A 19,447-nucleotide genomic window follows, 5' to 3' on the forward strand; every position below is an offset into this window, starting at 1 on the left:
TTGCTTTTAGGCGGCTGGCGGTCATCGGGTGAAACGGCAATCGGAAGCGCTGGTTGCACCTGTGGCGGAATGCAAATAAACGGCCTGAAGAATCAGAGCCCGTGCTATGAAAGCGTGGACGGGTGATAGCCTCGGGAGGAGCGCATATTGGCGCCGAAGAACAGACCAGTCCCGCGTGAGCCGCTGCTCGACGCCGAAATTCATTCGGAGGGATTCCGGCAGCAGCGCGAAGCGCGCCGCAGCGCGCTGGTCGAGGATTATGTCGAGCTGATCGCCGATCTGATCGAGGACGGCAACGAGGCGCGCCAGGTCGACATTGCCGCACGCCTTGGCGTTGCCCAGCCGACGGTGGCCAAGATGCTGACCAGGCTGTGCGCCGACGGGCTGGTGTCGCGAAAGCCCTATCGCGGCGTTTTCCTGACCGATGCCGGCCGCAAGGTCGCCGAGGAGAGCCGCATCCGCCACCAGACGGTGGAAGCCTTTTTGCGCTCGCTCGGTGTCAGCGCCGAGACGGCGCGCATCGACGCCGAAGGCATCGAGCACCATGTCAGCGTCGAGACGCTGGAAGCGTTTCGCAAGGCGATGACGGCGACGCGTTGAGCCGAACCCGCCGCTGGATTTCCTGAGCCGCCGGAACCGCCGTACGCCACGCACGTTGCTGCTGACACCGCGCGATGTCGCGGCAAGGGAGGAAGCGATGGGCGTTGAACGGGCACCGACCGCAAAGGGCAAGCAGGCTGCCGAGGGACTGACACAGGCGGCGGCAAGCGATGAGCGCAAAACCGAGGCCGAAACCCACCATTCGCTGAAAAAGGGCGCGGCGCGTTTCGAGGAACGTTCGAAGAGCTCCGACGGCAAGAGCGCCGGCGCCAAGCAGGAAGATTAGACGTCTGTCAGGTTGACGTCAGCTGTTCTGGGCGAACGCCGTCTGCCGGAACGTGGTGGCGGCGCTTTCAACAAACCGTTCCCTCACTCGCGGACGTCCTGCACCCAGCTGCGCGGGTGGCCGTCGACGCGGAACTGGAAGATGAAATAGGGCGGAATGCAGGTGCCTTTGCCAGCTTTCGCTTCCGCCAGATCGTCATAGCCTGCGGTGCAGATGTAGTCCTCGCGGCAGGGATGCGCCTTGTCGCAGGCTCGTAGGCCGGCGGTCTTGGTAAATTCCTTCGTGCAGAATTTGTGGTCCTTGCCCGACGCGATGCAGTCGTTGAAGCCGGTCTTGGCCAGACGCCCGCACGTTGCTTCGTCGGGAAGCTTGTCGCAGCTTGCCTTGCGCAGCATGCCACCGGGAAAGCCGCCGGTCTTCTGCTGCGGATTGTCGTAGCGCTGGCGCGCGGCGCCATAGCCGGCGAGTTTGACCAGCGGCTTCTTGTCCTTCGCGGAGTCGATGGCGCAGGCCTTGGCGGTGGCCGGCGACAGGCGGCAATACTGGTCGCTGCCCCAGCTCGACATCTTGATCTCGCCGAACTCGACGGGGTCGCCGACCACCGTGCCTGCTTCGCTGACGCAGGTGCCGAAGCCTGGATGGAAGGCGCTTTCGTGGACACCGGCGCAGCGCAGGCCCGCACCGCAGCTCCAGTCCTTGAAACTTGCATCCTCGCCGCGATAGCAGATCGAGCCCCAGCCATTGTAGAGGTCGGTGTCTTTCAGCGCCTCGGCATATCTGGCGTCCGGACGGGCGGCGAAGCTGCGCGTAAAGTCTAGCTGACTGCCGGCGGCGAACTGCTCGACGATGGCGCGGCGGCGCGGCAGGTCGGCGAAGAACACGGCCGAGCCCGGCACGAAGACGGCGTTGCGGCGCGGCTCGCTCACCGGATCTGCGCCGGTGTAGTGGAAACCGGCAATGCCACGCGTCTGATGGCAGCCGGTGCAGCTCATCTCGTTGAGCCGCAAGTTGAAGCCGGCCACCGACTTGATGGTCGAGAGTGTGTTGCCCCTGGCGATATAGTTCTTCAGCGCCTTGTCGATGTCCGCGTCGTCGACCAGCCCGTAGACGATGTTGTTCTGCGACCGGCTGAGACCGCCGGGGGCGACGGAGACGGCGCTCCTGGCCAGGAACTTTTCGTCGATCACCAGCCGGCCATGGTCGAGGTCGTAGATGTTGCGGTCGGTGAGCAGCCATTTGGCGAAGGACGGCTTGTCGGCCAGCACAATGGCGCGGTCGATCTGGTTTTCCATCTTCGCTTCATAGAAGCTGGACGCAGCCGGATCCCATTTGAAGATCTTCAGGAGATATTCGGCATGGCCGCCGAAATCGCGCCGCGTCGAGGCCGACAGCCTGAGCACCTGCATGTTGAGTTCGAGCCGCATGATCTGCGACGAATTCAGCATGGTGCCTGACAGCGGCCCTTCGTCGGAGCGCAGCCAGGCGGCAAGCTGGTCGGGTGGCAGGTCTTTTTTTCCAGCTGCCAGCCAGCGCTGGGCAACATCGGCGCAGGACACGTCAGTGGCGCTTGGCAGGTCCTTCGAGGCGCGCGCTTGTGCCTGCCTGGGTTTGGCGTTGAACACCAGGCTCATGGTCAGCGGCAGGCGCGAGGAAATGCGCTGGCCCGCCTTTCCCTTCACAGGCTTTTCCGCGACCGAATAGTGGAAACGGTAGATCAGCCGGATTTCGCCGCATTCGGTGTGGCCGAGATAGCCGCGGTCCATGCGGTTGACGACGCCGGTCAGGTCCAGCGTCGAGCCGTCGTCATCGATGTATTTCGGATTGAATTTCTGGCTGGTGTCCTTCGACTTCGCCATGGCAGCAACATAGGGATCGGGGCTGGTCTTCGGCTCGTCGGCTATCTGCCGCTTGACTGTGTCGCGCACCGTGGCCAGCGCCGGCACCGAAAACAGGCCGCGATTGTCGACCTCGCGGGTGAGGCCGAGTGCCGGGCCCAGCAGGCGGCTGATCGACAGGCCACCACGCTCCAGCGCCTGCAAGGTGGCGGGATCGGTGACGGCAACGCTGGAATCGAGCGTGGCGGCACGGGCGGACCCGATGCCGAAACAAGTCAATGCCGTCAGCAACAGCAGGAATTGGCCGATCGTCCGCAAGCGCCCCTCGCTTCCCAGAGAAACGGACATTAACGGTCTTCGATAGTCTCGGCCATGGGGACGATTGCAACGCCGAGCCGCTCGCCGCAACGAGCTTGGCCGCAAGGCGACCCGTATGGCCAAAAAGGCCATCGAAAAATGCTGTGACTTGGCGCAACCATTGGGATAATTGTTTGTTGCCCCGGAACAACGGGGAAGTTGCTGCACGAGGAGTTGCCATGCTCTGGAAGGGCCGTCGTCAGAGTGACAATATCGAGGACGACCGCAGCGACAGCGGCGGTGGCGGACTCGGCGGCGGCGGTGGCCAGTTCCGCATTCCGATCGGCGGCCGCACCGGTGGCGGCGGCAGCATCTTCCTCGTCATCCTGGTGGTGCTGGCCGGATGGTATTTCGGCTTCGATCCGTCGACGATCCTAGGTGGCGGCGACGGCGGCCTGCTGCCGGGCGGCGGCGGCCAGATCACCGACAACAGCGGACAGGACAACGGTGCCACACCGGCCAATGACGAGATGAAGCAGTTCGTGGCCACCGTGCTGGCCGAGACCGAGGACACCTGGTCCGGCATCTTCAAATCTCAGGGCCTAACCTACGAGGATCCGAAACTGGTGCTGTTTTCCGGCCAGGTCCGCTCGGCCTGCGGCTTCGCTTCCGCGGCGGCCGGACCGTTCTATTGTCCCGGCGACCACAAGGTCTATCTCGACATGACCTTCTTCCAGCAGCTCGACCAGCAGTTCGGCGCCTCGGGCGAATTCGCCCGCGCCTATGTGATTGCGCATGAGGTCGGCCACCACGTGCAGAACCTGACCGGCATCATGTCCAAGTTCAACCAGATGCGGCAAAGCATGGGCGAGGTCGAAGCCAACCAGATGTCGGTGCGAATCGAGCTTCAGGCCGACTGCTTTGCCGGCGTGTGGGCGCATTACACCGGGCAGAAAGGCATATTGGAGCAGGGCGACATCGAGAGCGCACTGAACGCCGCCAAGCAGATCGGCGACGACACGCTGCAGAAGAAGACGCAAGGCTATGTTGTGCCGGAAAGCTTCAACCACGGCACCTCGCAGCAGCGGCAGACCTGGCTGGCGCGTGGTTACAAGAGCGGCAAGCTGTCGGAGTGCAACACGCTGAGTGGGCCGATCTGACAGACCGTTTTCGAGCTTCACCTGCCGGCGATGCTGCCGTCAGGGGGTGTCAGGATGAATAGAATCAGCCTGTTCTCACATTGTTCCTTGCGGCGGGCTCGCCTATAAGTGCGTCCGCCTGCGCCTGAGGGCGAGCAGAGGAGCTTGATCCTGCATGATCGACCCTAAAACCGCCAGACGGGGCCTTGCGCTCGTCTTCACCACGCTGCTGCTCGACATTATCGGCTTCGGCATGATCATGCCGGTGCTGCCGGCCTATCTCAGGGAATTGACCGGGGTCAGCATCAGCGGCGCGGCGATCGAAGGCGGCTGGCTGTTCTTCGTCTATGCGGCGATGCAGTTCGTCTTCGCGCCGATCATGGGCGGCTTGAGCGACCGGTTCGGGCGGCGGCCGATCCTGCTCGCATCGGTGCTGACCTTCTCCATCGACAATCTGATCTGCGCGGTCGCCTGGTCCTACCCGATGCTGTTCATCGGGCGTGTGCTGGCCGGCATTTCAGGCGCCAGCTATTCGACGACTTCAGCCTTCATCGCCGATATTTCGAATAATGAGAACCGGGCAAAGAATTTCGGCCTGCTCGGTATCGCGTTTGGCGTCGGCTTCGTCATCGGGCCGGTTCTCGGCGGGCTGCTCGGTACGTTCGGGCCGCGCGTGCCGTTCTATTTCGCCGCCGGGCTCGCCTTCGTGAATTTCCTCATTGCGTTGTTTTTCCTCCCGGAAACGCTCGATGACAAGCATCGCCGCCGCTTCGAGTGGAAACGCGCCAACCCGGTCGGCACGCTGCTCCAGATGCGCCAATATCAAGGCATCGGCTGGATCGGGCTTGTCTTCTTCCTGATGACGCTCGGGCACATGATGTATCCGGCGGTCTGGTCGTTCGTCTCCAGCTATCGCTATGGCTGGAGCGAGCAGCAGATCGGCTTCTCGCTCGGCGCCTTCGGCCTGTGCGGTGCGATCGTCATGGCGACGGTGCTGCCGCGCGTGATCCCGAGGCTTGGCGAGTGGAAGACGGCGGTCATCGGCCTGACATTCACGGCAGCCAGCGCCTTCGGCTATGCCTTCGCGTCGCAAGGCTGGATGATCTATGCGGTGATCGTCGTCGGCTGTCTGGAAGCGCTGGCCGATCCACCGCTGAGGAGCCTCGCCGCCGCCAAAGTGCCGCCATCGGCGCAAGGCGAATTGCAGGGGGCGATGACCTCGATCTTCTCGATCACCTCGATCATCACGCCGCTGCTCTATACGGCGATCTTTTCCTGGTTCACCGGGCCAAGCGCGCCGGTGACCTTCGGCGGTGCGCCCTATCTGGTGGGCGCATGTTTTCTGACGCTGGCGGTCATCGTCTTCGTCACCAAGGTGGCGAGGCCCGCGGCGCGCGCAAATGTCACCGCCGGCGTCGCCGAAGATGGAGCGCAGGTGTGAGTCACAGCCGCATTGCGCTGACTCGGGACGGACTGTCGCTGTCGCGGTTGGTCTTCGGCGCCTCGCGTCTGCTCGACAGCGCCGCCCGCCCGGATGCCGATCAGGTCGCACGGCTGATCGGCACCGCCGTCGATCTCGGCCTGACCAGCTTCGATCATGCCGACATCTATGGGAACTACGAGGTGGAAGCGGCCTTCGGTGCGGGATTGGCGCGCTGGGAAGGCAAGCGCGACAGCATCGAGCTGATCTCGAAATGCGATATCATGCTGAAGTCGCCAAACCGGCCGGACAACCGGCTGAAGCACTACGATACCGGTGGCGGCCATATTGTTGCGTCGGTGGAGCGGTCGCTTGCCAATCTCGGCACCGACTATATCGACCTGTTGCTGCTGCACCGGCCCGACCCGCTGACGGATGCCGACGAGACGGCGGCAGCTCTTGCCAAGCTGGTCACATCTGGCAAGGTGAGGGCGGTCGGCGTCTCCAACTTCACGCCGTCGCAGTTCGATCTGCTGGCCTCACGGTTGCCGTTCGCCCTCGCCACCAACCAGATCGAAATGTCGGTGCTGAAAACGGCCGCATTGACCGACGGCAGCCTGGACCACGCGCAGCGCCTTGCCTATGCGCCGATGATCTGGTCGCCGCTCGGGGGCGGCTCGCTGTTCACCGGCAAGGAGGGGCGCGAGGCGCGGGTGCGGGCAGCGCTTGCTGCGGTGGCCGCCGAGATCGGAGCCGGCGATCTGGCTGCCGTCGCGATCGCCTGGCTATTGCGCCATCCGGCCCGATTGGTGCCGGTGCTGGGTTCGATGAAGCCGGAACGGCTGGCCGCCATGGTCAAGGCGTTGGAGATCAGCCTCGACCGCCAGCAATGGTTCGCCATCCTGGAAGCCAGCGAAGGCCGGCCGGTGGCGTAGGACGAGATACTAGAGTCTTTGTTTGACGCAATTCCCGGACGGAAAACCGTTTCACACTTTTCCCGGGATTGCTCTAGGTTTCGATCCATTCGCCGGGGATATCCAGCGTCTTTGCCAGCATGGCACTGGTCTGCGGCGATGGTTTGCGACGATTGGATTCGAGGTCGGACAGGAAACCCTGGCTGACACCAATAGCAGTCGCCAAATCGGCTTGGGTCAGGTTGCGCCAATTGCGCAGCGCCTTGAGCCGGCTCGAGCCCCGCAGGATATCCATGGTCACGGCAGCGGGCAGGGGCTTTTCCGTTTTGAGCTCGGCCTTCCGTTCATCGTAGATCGCCACATCCGCAGCATCCATGGCTTCTTCAGCGGCATGCAGCAATGCCTCGTAGTCGGCCCTCGGGATGACGACCAGTTCTTCGCCGGTTGAGGTCTTGATGATTTGCGGGGCGTTCATGATGATGTCCTGTCCTATGGCCTGCTATAGGTCGTCGTTTCACGCTTGCCGATGTAGATCGCGAGAATCGTGGTGCGGTCTTCGTCGAATATGACGCGGTAGCGGCCGATACGCAGTCTATAACCGTTCCGGCCGGCAAGACGCTTTACATCTCCACGACCGCTGACGGCGTAAGTGATCAAACCTTCGGAAACCTGCTCGCGGACATCCGCCGGCAGGTTATCGAGATCGCGAGCCGCCGATACTGAAAGGATGATCGTCTTCACAACAAATAATATCGCACATTTATCGCTTTGCGTTAAGCGATATTATAGCTAACAGCCGATCCTCAAAGGATCAGGCCCGTTCGGCCAGCAATTCCTCGCCGCGCTTTTCGCGGATCAAATTGACGAAGCGGCGGAACAGGTAGTGCGAATCCTGCGGGCCGGGGGAGGCTTCGGGGTGATGCTGGACCGAGAACACCGGCCGGCCGGTCAGCGTGATGCCGCAGTTCGAACCATCGAACAGCGAGACGTGGGTTTCCTCGACGCCCGATGGCAGCGAGTCGGCATCGACGGCAAAGCCGTGGTTCATCGAGACGATCTCGACCTTGCCGGTGGTGTGGTCCTTGACCGGATGGTTGGCGCCGTGATGGCCCTGGTGCATCTTGGCGGTCTTGCCGCCCAGCGCCAGTGCCAGCATCTGGTGGCCGAGGCAGATGCCGAACACCGGGATGTCGGTCTTCAACAGATCCCGGATGACCGGCACGGCATAGTCACCGGTGGCTTCCGGGTCGCCGGGGCCATTGGAGAGAAAAATGCCGTCCGGCTGCATGGCAAGGATTTGTTCGGCGCCGGTCTTGGCCGGCACCACCGTGACCTTGGCGCCGAGGCCGGCGAGCAGGCGCAAGATGTTGCGTTTGACGCCATAATCGATGGCGACGACGTGCATTGTCGGTTCGGTCTGCTCGCCAAAGCCTTCGTTCCACACCCAGGGCGTCTCGCGCCAGACCGAGGACTGGCCCGACGTGACTTCCTTGGCGAGGTCAAGCCCGATCAGCCCCGACCATGCGGCGGCGCGGCGCTTCAGATCGTCGAGGTCGAACACGCCATCGGGCGCATGCGCGATGACGGCGTTGGGCATGCCCCTTTCACGGATCAGCGCGGTGAGCGCGCGGGTGTCGATGCCCGAAAGGGCGACGATGCCGCGCTTCTTCAGCCATTGGTCGAGACCAGCGCCGGCGCGGTAGTTGGACGGGTCGGTGACATCGGCCTTGAACACGGCGCCAACGGCGCCGGCGCGGGCGGCCGGATTGAGATCCTCGATGTCCTCGTCATTGGTGCCGATGTTGCCGATATGCGGGAAGGTGAAGGTGACGATCTGGCCGGCATAGGAAGGGTCAGTGAGGATTTCCTGGTAGCCGGTCAGCGCCGTGTTGAAGCAGACTTCGGCGACGGCGGAGCCGGTGGCGCCGAGGCCGCGACCTTCGATGACGGTGCCGTCGGCCAGCACCAGAAGGGCGGTCGGCTTTTCAGTGGTCCAGGCGGGCGTCGAGGCGGCGGTCATCTCGGCCATGGCGGCACTCCTATCGGGCTGCCCGCTGCAACCGGCCCGGCGGGCCATCTGCGCGGCAAACGGCGCGAAGCGGCGATTTTCGCGGCCTCCACGCAGTCAAATTTCCGTTCATGCAAGGCCCAGTACATAGGGGAAGGGGGCAGAGCGGTCAATGATCATGCGAAATGCCGCCATGTTTTATTTCGCCTAGCAAAATCAGTGGCTTGCCCCGGCATATCAGGGTTTGCCTTGGCTCGCCCCCGGCGCTATTGTCCGCGCCGATCGAAGGAGAATGTACCATGCGCGGCAAAATCGCCGAATCCCTGAAGAGCGCGATGAAGGCGCAGGACAAGCACCGGCTGCCGACATTGCGGCTGATCCAAGCGGCCATTCACGACCGCGACATCGCCAATCGCGGTTCGGGCAAGGAGCCGGCCAGCGATGAGGAGATCCTGCAGATCCTGGCCAAGATGGTGAAGCAGCGCGAGGAATCGGCCAAAGCCTTCGACGACGGCAAACGGCCGGAACTCGCCGCGCAGGAGCGCGGCGAGATGGAGATCATCCGCACCTTCCTGCCGACGCAGTTGGACGATGCGGCGGTGACGGCTGCGGCGCGCGAGGCGATCGCCGCGACCAGTGCGGCCAGCCAGAAGGACATGGGCAAGGTGATTGCCGCACTGAAGCAGAAATATGCCGGCCAGATGGATTTCGGCAAGGCGAGCGGCATCGTCAAGGGTCTGCTGCAGTAGGGTGCTGCTCATCTCGTCGCTTGGGTGGCCGACCGGGCGCTCCCGGAACCCAGATCCGTCCGGAAGTCCAGGAGTTGGAACTCGGATACCGCCGAGATGTTTATCCGTCATGCAACTGGAGAGATGTCATGACTGACAACGAAACCCGCTACGAAACCGGCGCGACGAAATATCCGGCGAAGACCGATGCCGACGCTTCCGATGAATTCGCCCAGGATGCGGCCGCCAACAAGAAGCCCGCCAGCGGAATGGGGCTCACCCGCCGGGTGGGCGAAGTGGAAGACCGAACCCGCCAGTCGGACGGACAAAACCCGCCAAGGCAAGGCACGCCGAGCGCCGCAACCGAAAAGACGTCCGGGGCCGGCCCCGCTATCGCGGAGCGTTCAAAGGACGTCAAGGCTCCGAAGAGCGGCCGCCAGCCTGGAGCGTATCACAGGAAGTGATCGCTCGACGGGACCCGAGAGGTCCTGGCATTGCACGGCCGGTCATTAATGACCGATTTCCACTGGCGCCTTTCGCGACTGGTTGGTCGGTATCTGTCCGGCGGGCCTCCTCGGCTACAATGCACGGCGCAATGTCGGCGCTTCCTGCTGGATATGATCCCACAGCCGGTTGGCGATCGGCCCATGCGGCCGGTCGCGGCGCCGCGCCACCACCAGTTCGTCGGTGCGGCCCGGCAGATGGCGGCCGGCAATGGATTGCAGGCGCCCGTCATGCAGTTCTTCCTCGATCAGGAAGCGGGGCAGGTGGCCCCAGCCAAGGCCCTGCAGGATTATCTCCTTCTTCATGCCCTGGTCGGCGACGAGGCATTGCGGCGCGCCTTCGATCAGCGAATAGTTTTGTTGTGGCGAATGGCGGGCGCTGTCGCGCATGACGCATTGGGTGAGTGCCTGCATCTGGTCCAGGGTGATCGGCTGCTCGATACGCTCGGGCAGAAAGCCCGGCGCCACCACGGGAATGAAGGACACCTTGCACAGATCGACCCATTCCACCCGCGCATCGCCCTTGTCGACCCAGTGCAGGATCAGATCGGCTTCGTCATCGAATAGACGCTCCCATGGGCCGCCGACCGCTTCGAAATGCAGATGCAGGCGGGTGCCGGGGCACTGTGCGAAGAACCGCCCGAGCATGCCCAGCACATGCGGGCGCGGGCACAGGTCGCCTATCACCACGTGGATCTCGCTTTCCTCACCCATCGCCAACTGGGCGGCATGGACGCGCAAACCATCCAGCTCGCGCAGCAGCGATAGCGCTCGGCGGTGGAACGACAGCCCTGCCTCGGTCGCACGCACGCGATAGCCGCTGCGGTCCAGGAGGCAAAGGTCGAGCTGTCGCTCCAGCTTGGCGACGGCAGCGAACACCGCCGGATGCGAGCGATGCAGCACGGCCGCCGCAGGCTGAAAGCCGCCGGTGCGAATCACCGCATCGAAGCATTGAAGGTCGTGGAGAGTAAATTCGGTCATGTCGGTTTTTATTACAAAGATTGTCCCATCTTTGTAATATCAACAAAATTATCCCTCGGCTACGTTTGGCCTCATTCAAACGTTCCAGAAGGAATTTTCATCATGAACAAGCTGAATTTCGTCACGACGGGCGACGGCACGCGCATCGCCTACCGCTTCGACGGCGAGGCAAGCAAGCCGGTGCTGGTGCTATCGAATTCCATCGGCACCACGCTGCACATGTGGGACAGGCAGGTTGGCGAGTTGTCGAAGCATTTCCGTATCCTGCGCTACGATTTTCGCGGCCATGGCGGATCGAGCGTTCCTGTCGGCGCCTACTCGCTCGACCGGCTTGGCCGCGACGTCATCGAACTGCTCGACGCGCTCGACCTGCAACGCGTACATTTCCTTGGCCTGTCGCTTGGCGGGTTCGTCGCGCAGTGGCTCGGCATCCACGCGCCCGAGCGGATCGACCGGCTGATCCTGAGCAACACCTCGTCTCATCTCTCGCCGGCAAGCTATTTCGACGAGCGGATTGCCGCGGTGCGGCAGGCACCGGACATGTCGGAAACCGCCGAGACGTTCCTGAGCAACTGGTTCCCCGCGTCGATGGTTGCCGCCAACGAGCCCGTGGTCGAAGAGTTTCGCACCATGCTGCTGGCTATCGACCGGCAAGGCCTGGCGGGCCTGTTCGCGGCGGTTCGCGACGCCGATCTTCGCCGTACCGTAGCACTGATACCGCGACCGACGCTGGTGATCGCCGGTCGGCACGACACGGTGACAGCAGCCAGCCACGGCGAGATGATTGCCGCGGCGGTGCCCGGCGCGAAGCTGGTCGTGCTGCCCGCGGTCCATCTGTCGAACATTGAGTATCCGGCAGAGTTCATCCAGGCTGTGGTCGATTTCCTGCGCTGAGCTGGAGCGCGACGGAAAGGCGTCCGGCGCCAGTCCGGTGGTCGCCGAACGTTCGAAGGAGGCCATGGTTCAGAAGAGGGGCGGCGGCCTCGGTCAACGTGAGCGCCTAAGCCGAACCGAGCCCATCTGGCGAAAAGCGTCTTCAACGCTTTTCGGAACGATCCCGTCACCTTGCCATTATCAGCACGAGGGCAGGCTCGGACCCGACCTTAGAGGTGGCCGGTGACTTTCGAGCGCCAACACGAACACGCCGGAGGAAGCGATGACTGGACGCAAAACCCACGATCAACAAATTCGCATCATTGAAGAGCGGGAAAACACAAAGAACGCCGGCAAGGATTTCGATTCAGAGGCGGATCTGAAACGATCAGCGGCGGAACGCGAAGCGCTGCGCAAGGGATCGGACATGAGAACCGACACACCGGACCTCGTCGATCCGGACGACCGCAACATCCTTCGCGGCAAAAATCAGGAAAGCGTCCATCACAAAAACCGTCCTGACGACTAGATGAGCACCGATCCTGGAACATTTCTCATAGATTGGAGGCAGCCCATGGCACGCGGGAGCAAGAAACACATCGGAGCAGGTTCGCAGGGAAAGGGTTCTGGGACAGGCGCCATGACCGTAACGCCAAAGGACAAGCTCGAAGAAAACAAGGTTCTGTCCAATCGCGACAAGGCACAGCATTCCAAAGAACGCGGTTTGGACTCCAGGCAGGTCGCGACAGAGCAGCATCAGGATCATGCCGCCAACCGTTTACGGGACTGACGCCCTGCTGGACGCCAGCCTCGGCGCGCCGCTAGCTTTTGATAAAATTGGCTCGGCGGCCTGATCCAGCTCTGCGTCCGGGGGAATCCACGCAACCACGTCGCTAGGCGGCGACCTCAAATACGATCCTGCCGCGCACATGCTCGTTTTCCAGCCGTTCTTCCGCCTCGGCGACCTCTCCAAGAGGGTAGGTGGCTTGCACGAAGGGGGTGACTTTGCCGGCCTCGATGAGGCGGCCGATCTCCACGCGCGCTCCGCCACTTTGCCTTTTCCGCCGAACATAAAGCGGCACGGTCCTAATCAACGCGGCGGTGCGATGCGGACTTCAAGACGCTTCGCAGATCGGCAGCGGCTGCGGCGGTGGTGCCGGGTGATCCTTCCTGTATTGGGCGATGATCGGCTCGAGGGTCTTTCGCGGCCAGAATTTAGGTGTGCCGATTTCCTTCAGGCAGGACGCGTTCCAGTAGGCGCCCGGCTGTGAATGGTTGGCTGCGACCGCGGCGATGTCGCGCGATTCCGGGTAGATATAGAGCGTCGTCGGATTGTCCTTGACCATGGTGATGATCTGCTGCGCATCCGCCGGCGACCAGCTGGTGCAGCCATTGCTGCGGCCGCCGGCATAGTCCACCAGTTTGCCGAACGGCACGAAGCCGTCATGGTCGGCATGCGAACTTTTCGGGTTTTTGCGCAGGCATAGGCCGTGCAGCACCTGGGCGGCATGGCCGCCGATCACCCGCTGCCTGGCATTCGCGGCCTCGCCTTCGCCGTCGAACTGGATGAAGGTGCGCTGGAAAACCGCGTCCTGTTTCGCAACGGTGCGGTAATAGCCCTTGAACGAGGTTTTTGCCTCGCGGGTGATATAGCCGCCGCCGGCCGTCAACGACGAATCCATCGCATTGCCGAAATTCTTCGCGCACCGCTTGCTGTTCGAAAAATCGACAACGCCTTTCAAATCCCGGCCGCTGCCATGACCCGACGAAATCGCGCGAAACGACTGGCTGGCTTCGCAGATGACGTAATAGCGGCGCCCCAGAACGCCATCGCCCAGATCGCTGGGGCGCGTCGCATCCATGGCGAAGTAGCAGGGGTTCTTGACTGCACCTTGCGCGACCTTCTTCCGGTAAAGCGCGCGGGCTCGTTCGAGGACAATTTGTGAGATCTGGCCGTCGCTGTTGCCGATGTGAGCCTGCAGCCAGGCCGGAACGTCAGATGGTGCGGCAAAGGATCGAGCCGACATCGTCAAGGCAATGGCGGCGACGAGGAGGCTGAGGATCGGGACGATACCCAGAGGGACGAATCTCAACCGCACCGGATCAACTCCTGCCAAAGCCGTTTCCTTGCGGTGTTGCCGCCGGGAATCGATCATAAAGGGTCTCGCATTATCAGGCGAAACACATCTTGTTTAGCGCACCCTTTGTTAACGCGTGCCCTCCGCAAGTCCGCACGAAGAGCCATGAAGGAGATCGACGCGCGCAAATGCTCCTACGCCGGGATGCTGGCTCGAGGCTTGCAGCGGGCTCCCCGCATCTTTGAATGTCTGCGATTTTCGATACGCAGGGATTGAGCTATCATCTGATTCTGGCGCAGCCCACGCCTCCTCCCTCCGCCGGGAAAGCATCGTTCATGCAGGGCACTCTCATCACCGAACCGACTGTTCGAGCGCCAGGCATAAGGAGGGATTGCGGAAACTGCTCGCACCAGGAGGTTTTGCAATGAAGCTGTCCGCGCCCGTTTACCATCTGAAGCGTCAAGCCAAGCTGTTGTCCCGCGAGGCCAAAATTCCGCTCCACGAAGCGCTTGATCGTGTTGCAGCACAGGAAGGCTTCGCCAGCTGGAGTCTGCTTGCAGCCAAGGCAGCCGAGGCGGCGCCTGCCGGCATACTGTTTGCGCAACTTGCGCCCGGCGATCTTGTTCTGGTGGGTGCACGACCCGGCCACGGCAAGACGCTGATGTGCCTCGAACTCGCGGTCGAAGCCATGAAATCAGGCCATCGCGGTGTGTTCTTCACGCTGGAGTATACGCAGCGGGATGTGCTGGGCCGGTTTCGCGCCATCGGGGCGGACCCTGCACGGTTCAACGACCGGTTCGTGTTCGACAATTCCGACGCCATCAGCGCCGACTACATCGTCAGAACGCTGGCGGCGGCGGCGCGCGGTACGCTGGTGGTCATAGACTATCTGCAACTGCTCGATCAGAAGCGGGAAAACCCGGACCTGATGGCGCAAGTCCGCACGCTGAAGGCCTTTGCCCGCGACAGGGGATTGATCCTCGTTTTCATCTCGCAGATCGATCGCTCATACGATCCGGCGAGGAAGCCGGTTCCCGATATCAGCGACGTGCGGTTACCAAACCCTCTGGACCTGTCGCTGTTCGACAAGACCTGCTTCCTGAACAAGGGCGAAATCCGGTTCCACGCGGCAGGCTGACGATCCGGTCAGCCAGCCTTCATTGGGCCGCTGCCGGTAGATTCAGAGGCTGTGCAACCGATGCCGAACTGTGCTGCGCGCGCAATGCTTCGGCCGCCTGGCGAACCACTTCGGATATAAGCAGCAGCTGTTTGGCGATCGGGCTTGTCTTGCGCCAGATCATGCCGATCGTCCGCGATGGTTGGGGATTGGCGAAGTGGGCGATAGAGACTGCCGCGGAGCGCGTCTCCACCGGCACGGCCATTTCGGGGATCAAGGTGACGCCGACGCCGGCGCCGACCATCTGCACCAGGGTCGACAGCGAGCTGCCGTCCAGCAACTCGCGCGGCCGTGCCGAATGCATGTTGCAGAACGACAGCGCCTGATCGCGAAAACAATGGCCCTCCTCGAGCAGGAGCAGCCGCATCTCGCGCAGCATTTCGCGGTTGGGCACCGGCTTTCCCTCATCCTCGCCGGGCCGGACCAGCACGAAGTTCTCGGCAAACAGCACGATTTCCGTCAGCGAGGGTTCCGACACCGGCAAGGCAACGATGGCCGCATCGAGCCGGCCGTCGGCCAGTTCCTGGATCAGCTTCTGCGTCTGCGTTTCGCGCACGTGGATATCGAGCCCGTCATGCATGCGGGCGAGGTTGCCGATGATGGCAGGCAGAAGATAGGGTGCGATCGTCGGGATCACGCCGATGCGCAACCGTCCCACCAGCCGGTCGCGCGAGGCGCGGGCCAGATCCGTCAGCTCGTCCACCGAGCGCAGGATGTCGCGGACGCGCAAGGCGAATTCCTCGCCGAAATTGGTCAGCCGGACCTGGCGTGGGCCTCTTTGGAAAAGCGCCGTGCCAAGCGTTTCCTCCAACTCCCGGATCTGCACCGAGATGGCGGGCTGCGAGATGGCGCAGGCATCCGCCGCGCGTCCGAAATGGTTGTGCCGCGCCAGTGCCTCGAAATAACGCAACTGCTTCAGCGTCAGGTTTGTCATAATGTCATCTTATCGCTGTAATCAGGAAATCCAACTTAAATTAATCAGACGGCTTTGCTATACGAGTCGCAACGAAGATGAGGAGCAGCCGGGACCGCCTGGTGAGGCGCATGCCCGCAGCAACAGGACATCCAACATATTCGGTCGCGTATCGGGCATATGGTCATCGCGCCAGCCATGAAACGGACCGCCTCCAGGGACATTTCTATGTCCCTGTCACGCAGCAGTTGAACAGCTCAACACAGCCACGATCGGAGAAGAACATGGACGCACAGACCGATGATCCCAGCGCCGGCAAATGCCCCGTTGCACACGGATCCTCCAGCAGGAGCAACCGTGACTGGTGGCCCAACCAACTCGATCTTGGCGTTCTCCATCAGCAATCGAACCTTTCGGATCCGATGGGCGAAGAGTTCGACTATGCCGAGGAATTCAAGTCGCTCGATCTCGATGCGGTGATCAAGGACCTGCACCAGGTGATGACGGATTCGCAGGATTGGTGGCCGGCCGACTTCGGCCATTACGGGCCGCTGTTCATCCGCATGGCCTGGCACAGTGCCGGCACCTACCGCATCGGCGATGGCCGTGGTGGCGCCGGGGCAGGCCAGCAGCGTTTCGCACCGCTCAACAGCTGGCCGGACAATGCCAATCTCGACAAGGCGCGCCGGCTGCTGTGGCCGGTCAAGCAGAAATATGGCCGCAAGATTTCCTGGGCCGACCTTCTGATCCTCACCGGCAACGTCGCGCTGGAATCGATGGGTTTCAAGACCTTCGGCTTCGCCGGCGGCCGCGCTGACGTCTGGGAGCCCGAGCAGGACGTCGACTGGGGTTCGGAAACCAAGTGGCTCGACGACAAGCGCTATTCCGGCGACCGTGAACTTCGCGGCCATCTCGGCGCCGTGCAGATGGGGCTGATCTACGTCAATCCGGAAGGGCCGAACGGCACGCCGGATCCGCTGGCCTCGGCCCGCGACATTCGCGAGACCTTCGCCCGCATGGCCATGAATGACGAGGAGACCGTGGCGCTGATCGCCGGTGGTCACACCTTCGGCAAGACGCACGGTGCCGGCGATGCGTCGTTGGTTGGCGCGGAGCCAGAGGGCTCGATCATCGAGGCGCAAGGCCTCGGCTGGTCGAGCAAGCATGCTTCCGGCATTGCCGGCGACGCCATCACCTCGGGCCTCGAAGTGACCTGGACCACGACGCCGACCAAGTGGAGCAATAATTTCTTCGACAATCTGTTCGGCTTCGACTGGGAACTGACCAAGAGCCCGGCCGGCGCCCATCAGTGGACGCCAAGGGGTGGCGCCGGGGCCGGCACCGTTCCGGATGCGCACGATCCGTCAAAGCGCCGCGCGCCGGCGATGCTGACCACCGATCTCGCGCTGCGGGTAGATCCTGCCTACGAAAAGGTGTCGCGGCGCTTCCACGAGCATCCGGAGCAATTCGCCGACGCCTTCGCCCGCGCCTGGTACAAGCTGACCCATCGCGACATGGGTCCGGTCGCCCGCTATCTCGGCCCGCTCGTGCCGAAGGAAGAGCTGATCTGGCAGGATCCGATCCCGGCCATCGACCACGAGCTGGTCAGCGAGCAGGACATCGCCTCGCTGAAGGCGAAGATCCTGGCATCGGGCCTTTCAGTCTCCGAATTGGTCTCGACTGCGTGGGCCTCGGCCTCGACGTTCCGCAATTCCGACAAGCGCGGTGGCGCCAACGGGGCACGTATCCGACTGGCGCCGCAGAAGGATTGGGACGTCAACCAGCCGGCGGAACTGTCGAAGGTGCTTGCCAAGCTCGAAGCCATTCAGAAGGAGTTCAACGCGGGCAGCAAGAAAGTCTCTCTTGCCGACCTGATTGTGCTTGGCGGCGTTGCCGCGGTCGAGAAAGCCGCGAAGGACGGAGGCCATGAGGTGAAGGTGCCGTTCACGCCAGGCCGCATGGACGCCTCGCAGGAGCAAACGGACGTGCATTCCTTTGCCGCGCTCGAGCCAAAGGTCGACGGCTTCCGCAATTACGTCAGGGGCAAGCAGCCGATGTCGGTCGAGGCCATGCTGGTCGACCGGGCGCAGTTGCTGGCGTTGACCGCGCCGGAATTGACGGTGCTGGTCGGCGGTCTGCGCGTGCTCGGCGCCAATACCGGCGGATCGAAGCACGGCGTGTTCACCGACAGGCCGGGCACTTTGACCAACGACTTCTTCGTCAATCTGCTCAGCATGAACACGGTCTGGGATCCGGCCGCCGGCTCTGTTCCGGGTTCGGAAGAGGTGTACGAGGCGCGCGACCGCAAGACCAAGGCGGTCAGGTGGACCGGCACCCGTGCCGATCTGATCTTCGGCTCGCACGCCCAGTTGCGTGCGCTTGCCGAGGTCTATGGCTCCGCGGATGCAAGCCAGAAATTCGCCAGGGATTTCGTGGCGGCATGGACAAAGGTGATGAACGCCGACCGCTTCGACATCGCCTGACTTCGCATAAGGGTACTCCCGCGCGCCTGCGCCGGAGCTCCAGTCCTCCCAAGGACATAAGATCGGGGCCGCGTTTCCAGCGATGGAAACGCGGCCTTGTCGTAAGAGGCTGCTCCTTGGTGGACCGTGCCTTGCCGGGCAATGCTGCTATTTATCGGCGTAGCGTCTCCGCCGATGCACCATGATCGAAATCGTCAAACCCGCGCTTGAACATCTGCCATCCTACAAGGTGGCGCTCGAGCGCGGCTGGTCACCGGACAATGTGCGGCTGATGGAAGCGACGCGCGAGCAGCTCGCGGCCATCGAAAAGGATCCCGTGGCCTTTCTTGCCGACCTCGACAATCCCCAGGCCAAGGGCGGCCCGATCAGCTTGCCCGACGGCAAAAAAGTGCCGCGCCTGCCGGGCTTCCGCCGCTGGATCTGGGATGGCGAGGCGTCGGGCTCGATCGGCTTTCGCTGGCAGAAGGGCACGGCGGGACTGCCGCCGCATGTGCTCGGCCATATCGGCTATTCGGTGGTGCCGTGGAAGCGGCGGCGCGGCTACGCCACCGAGGCGCTGCGGCTGATGCTGGACGAGGCGAGGGCGGTCGGCCTGGCTCACGTCGATATCACCGCCAAGCCGGGCAATCCGGCCTCGCACAAGGTGATCCTGGCCATGGCGGCAAGCTCGTCGAACGCTTCTTCGAGGACGCCGCCTATGGCGGGGCGGAAAGCTTGCGGTTCCGGATCGAGCTGTAGGATGTGTCTCAACCATGCTCATCGGCGCACAGCGCATGATCCGACAGCGCGCGGATGACGTAGCAGTCGCCGACCGTCTGGCCATTGCAGCACGTGGCGATGCGTTCGAGCTCGGCCTCGAGTCGCTTCAACTGGGCAATCTTTTCCCGCACCGAGATCAGTTGCTCCTCGGCGATCTTGTCGGCGTGGCCGCAGGGCTGCTCGGGGTGGCCGCTCAAGTCGATCAGGGAACGGATGTCGTCGACGGCGAAGCCGAGGTCGCGGGCGTGGCGGATGAAGGCCAACCGCTCCAGCTCCTGCCTGGAATAGCGGCGCTGGTTGCCTTCCGAACGCTCGGGCGCGGCGACAAGGCCCATCTGCTCATAATAGCGGATTGTCGGCACCTTGACCCCGGTGCGACGCGAGAGATCACCGATCGAAAACATGAAATTTTCCCTTGAAGCTCTAGTGACTAGAGCAATTATAGTGCCTGAC

21 protein-coding genes and 1 pseudogene are annotated in these 19,447 nt (G+C 62.9%); 13 read left to right on the forward strand and 9 right to left on the reverse strand.

The window, feature by feature from the left end; genetic code table 11:
- Window positions 1–147 precede the first annotated feature (147 nt).
- Window positions 148–600 carry a manganese-binding transcriptional regulator MntR gene (mntR, locus tag NKI66_RS15130; protein WP_023809693.1) on the forward strand — a complete coding sequence of 151 codons (453 nt, stop codon included), beginning with the start codon at window positions 148–150 and terminating at the stop codon, window positions 598–600.
- A gap of 97 nt (window positions 601–697) precedes the next feature.
- The gene (locus NKI66_RS15135) at window positions 698–886 is read left to right on the forward strand and encodes a hypothetical protein (RefSeq protein ID WP_023809692.1); all 189 of its coding nucleotides are present in this window, start codon (window positions 698–700) and stop codon (window positions 884–886) included.
- An 83-nt stretch (window positions 887–969) separates the two neighbouring features.
- On the opposite strand, the gene NKI66_RS15140 is transcribed toward NKI66_RS15135, so the two are convergent.
- Window positions 970–3,069, reverse strand: coding sequence for a hypothetical protein (locus NKI66_RS15140; protein ID WP_031212682.1), 2,100 nt, complete (start codon window positions 3,067–3,069; stop codon window positions 970–972).
- A 188-nt stretch (window positions 3,070–3,257) separates the two neighbouring features.
- Here NKI66_RS15140 and ypfJ point away from each other — a divergent pair, with 188 nt between their 5' ends.
- From ypfJ to NKI66_RS15155, 3 genes are all read left to right on the forward strand, one after another.
- Window positions 3,258–4,178: a KPN_02809 family neutral zinc metallopeptidase gene (ypfJ, locus tag NKI66_RS15145; RefSeq protein WP_023809690.1), complete on the forward strand. Its 921-nt coding sequence runs from the start codon at window positions 3,258–3,260 to the stop codon at window positions 4,176–4,178.
- Between the two features lie 154 nt (window positions 4,179–4,332).
- Complete coding sequence (locus NKI66_RS15150) at window positions 4,333–5,598, forward strand: TCR/Tet family MFS transporter (protein ID WP_128305499.1); 1,266 nt, start codon at window positions 4,333–4,335, stop codon at window positions 5,596–5,598.
- A complete protein-coding gene (locus tag NKI66_RS15155) occupies window positions 5,595–6,512 on the forward strand; it encodes an aldo/keto reductase (protein WP_023809688.1) in 918 nt (305 codons plus the stop codon). The genes NKI66_RS15150 and NKI66_RS15155 overlap by 4 nt, the downstream gene beginning before the upstream one ends.
- Before the next feature lie 73 nt (window positions 6,513–6,585).
- Here the strand turns inward: NKI66_RS15155 and NKI66_RS15160 are convergent, their stop codons facing one another.
- From NKI66_RS15160 to carA, 3 genes are all read right to left on the reverse strand, one after another.
- Entirely contained in the window at window positions 6,586–6,966 is a 381-nt protein-coding gene (locus NKI66_RS15160; protein ID WP_023809687.1) for a helix-turn-helix domain-containing protein, read from the reverse strand.
- 14 nt (window positions 6,967–6,980) lie between these two features.
- Window positions 6,981–7,232, reverse strand: coding sequence for a type II toxin-antitoxin system RelE family toxin (locus tag NKI66_RS15165; protein WP_023809686.1), 252 nt, complete (start codon window positions 7,230–7,232; stop codon window positions 6,981–6,983).
- A gap of 70 nt (window positions 7,233–7,302) precedes the next feature.
- On the reverse strand, window positions 7,303–8,520 hold the full coding sequence (gene carA / locus NKI66_RS15170; protein ID WP_031212679.1) for a glutamine-hydrolyzing carbamoyl-phosphate synthase small subunit: 1,218 nt from the start codon (window positions 8,518–8,520) through the stop codon (window positions 7,303–7,305).
- Window positions 8,521–8,798: 278 nt separating this feature from the next.
- Here carA and NKI66_RS15175 point away from each other — a divergent pair, with 278 nt between their 5' ends.
- Window positions 8,799–9,248 (forward strand): GatB/YqeY domain-containing protein, encoded by a 450-nt coding sequence (locus tag NKI66_RS15175; RefSeq protein WP_023809684.1) that lies wholly within the window; start codon window positions 8,799–8,801, stop codon window positions 9,246–9,248.
- Window positions 9,249–9,376: 128 nt separating this feature from the next.
- Window positions 9,377–9,691 carry a hypothetical protein gene (locus NKI66_RS15180; RefSeq protein WP_023809683.1) on the forward strand — a complete coding sequence of 105 codons (315 nt, stop codon included), beginning with the start codon at window positions 9,377–9,379 and terminating at the stop codon, window positions 9,689–9,691.
- 114 nt (window positions 9,692–9,805) lie between these two features.
- Here the strand turns inward: NKI66_RS15180 and NKI66_RS15185 are convergent, their stop codons facing one another.
- Window positions 9,806–10,711: a LysR family transcriptional regulator gene (locus tag NKI66_RS15185; protein ID WP_023809682.1), complete on the reverse strand. Its 906-nt coding sequence runs from the start codon at window positions 10,709–10,711 to the stop codon at window positions 9,806–9,808.
- Window positions 10,712–10,813: 102 nt separating this feature from the next.
- Here NKI66_RS15185 and pcaD point away from each other — a divergent pair, with 102 nt between their 5' ends.
- The 3 genes from pcaD to NKI66_RS15200 all read left to right on the forward strand — a co-directional run bounded on the left by pcaD (window position 10,814) and on the right by NKI66_RS15200 (window position 12,374).
- Window positions 10,814–11,605: a 3-oxoadipate enol-lactonase gene (gene pcaD, locus NKI66_RS15190; RefSeq protein ID WP_023809681.1), complete on the forward strand. Its 792-nt coding sequence runs from the start codon at window positions 10,814–10,816 to the stop codon at window positions 11,603–11,605.
- Window positions 11,606–11,867: 262 nt separating this feature from the next.
- On the forward strand, window positions 11,868–12,113 hold the full coding sequence (locus tag NKI66_RS15195; RefSeq protein ID WP_023809680.1) for a hypothetical protein: 246 nt from the start codon (window positions 11,868–11,870) through the stop codon (window positions 12,111–12,113).
- Window positions 12,114–12,224: 111 nt separating this feature from the next.
- Window positions 12,225–12,374: a hypothetical protein gene (locus tag NKI66_RS15200; RefSeq protein ID WP_245273118.1), complete on the forward strand. Its 150-nt coding sequence runs from the start codon at window positions 12,225–12,227 to the stop codon at window positions 12,372–12,374.
- Window positions 12,375–12,477: 103 nt separating this feature from the next.
- On the opposite strand, the gene NKI66_RS15205 is transcribed toward NKI66_RS15200, so the two are convergent.
- Both NKI66_RS15205 and NKI66_RS15210 read right to left on the reverse strand, forming a co-directional pair.
- The gene (locus tag NKI66_RS15205; RefSeq protein WP_023809679.1) at window positions 12,478–12,621 is read right to left on the reverse strand and encodes a zinc-binding dehydrogenase; all 144 of its coding nucleotides are present in this window, start codon (window positions 12,619–12,621) and stop codon (window positions 12,478–12,480) included.
- 78 nt (window positions 12,622–12,699) lie between these two features.
- Window positions 12,700–13,683, reverse strand: a complete 984-nt coding sequence (locus tag NKI66_RS15210; RefSeq protein WP_023809678.1) for a hypothetical protein — start codon at window positions 13,681–13,683, stop codon at window positions 12,700–12,702.
- Between the two features lie 403 nt (window positions 13,684–14,086).
- Here NKI66_RS15210 and NKI66_RS15215 point away from each other — a divergent pair, with 403 nt between their 5' ends.
- Window positions 14,087–14,800, forward strand: coding sequence for a DNA helicase (locus tag NKI66_RS15215; protein ID WP_023809677.1), 714 nt, complete (start codon window positions 14,087–14,089; stop codon window positions 14,798–14,800).
- Window positions 14,801–14,819: 19 nt separating this feature from the next.
- Here the strand turns inward: NKI66_RS15215 and NKI66_RS15220 are convergent, their stop codons facing one another.
- Entirely contained in the window at window positions 14,820–15,773 is a 954-nt protein-coding gene (locus tag NKI66_RS15220) for a hydrogen peroxide-inducible genes activator (protein WP_023809676.1), read from the reverse strand.
- Window positions 15,774–16,036: 263 nt separating this feature from the next.
- Here NKI66_RS15220 and katG point away from each other — a divergent pair, with 263 nt between their 5' ends.
- On the forward strand, window positions 16,037–18,235 hold the full coding sequence (gene katG, locus NKI66_RS15225; protein ID WP_023809675.1) for a catalase/peroxidase HPI: 2,199 nt from the start codon (window positions 16,037–16,039) through the stop codon (window positions 18,233–18,235).
- A 181-nt stretch (window positions 18,236–18,416) separates the two neighbouring features.
- A pseudogene (locus tag NKI66_RS15230) lies at window positions 18,417–18,973 on the forward strand (GNAT family N-acetyltransferase).
- A gap of 8 nt (window positions 18,974–18,981) precedes the next feature.
- Here NKI66_RS15230 and NKI66_RS15235 read toward each other — a convergent pair.
- The gene (locus NKI66_RS15235) at window positions 18,982–19,398 is read right to left on the reverse strand and encodes a MerR family transcriptional regulator (RefSeq protein WP_023809674.1); all 417 of its coding nucleotides are present in this window, start codon (window positions 19,396–19,398) and stop codon (window positions 18,982–18,984) included.
- Window positions 19,399–19,447: the final 49 nt, after the last annotated feature.

The sequence above is a fragment of the Mesorhizobium sp. M0518 genome, from assembly GCF_040321125.1.
Lineage (GTDB): Bacteria > Pseudomonadota > Alphaproteobacteria > Rhizobiales > Rhizobiaceae > Mesorhizobium.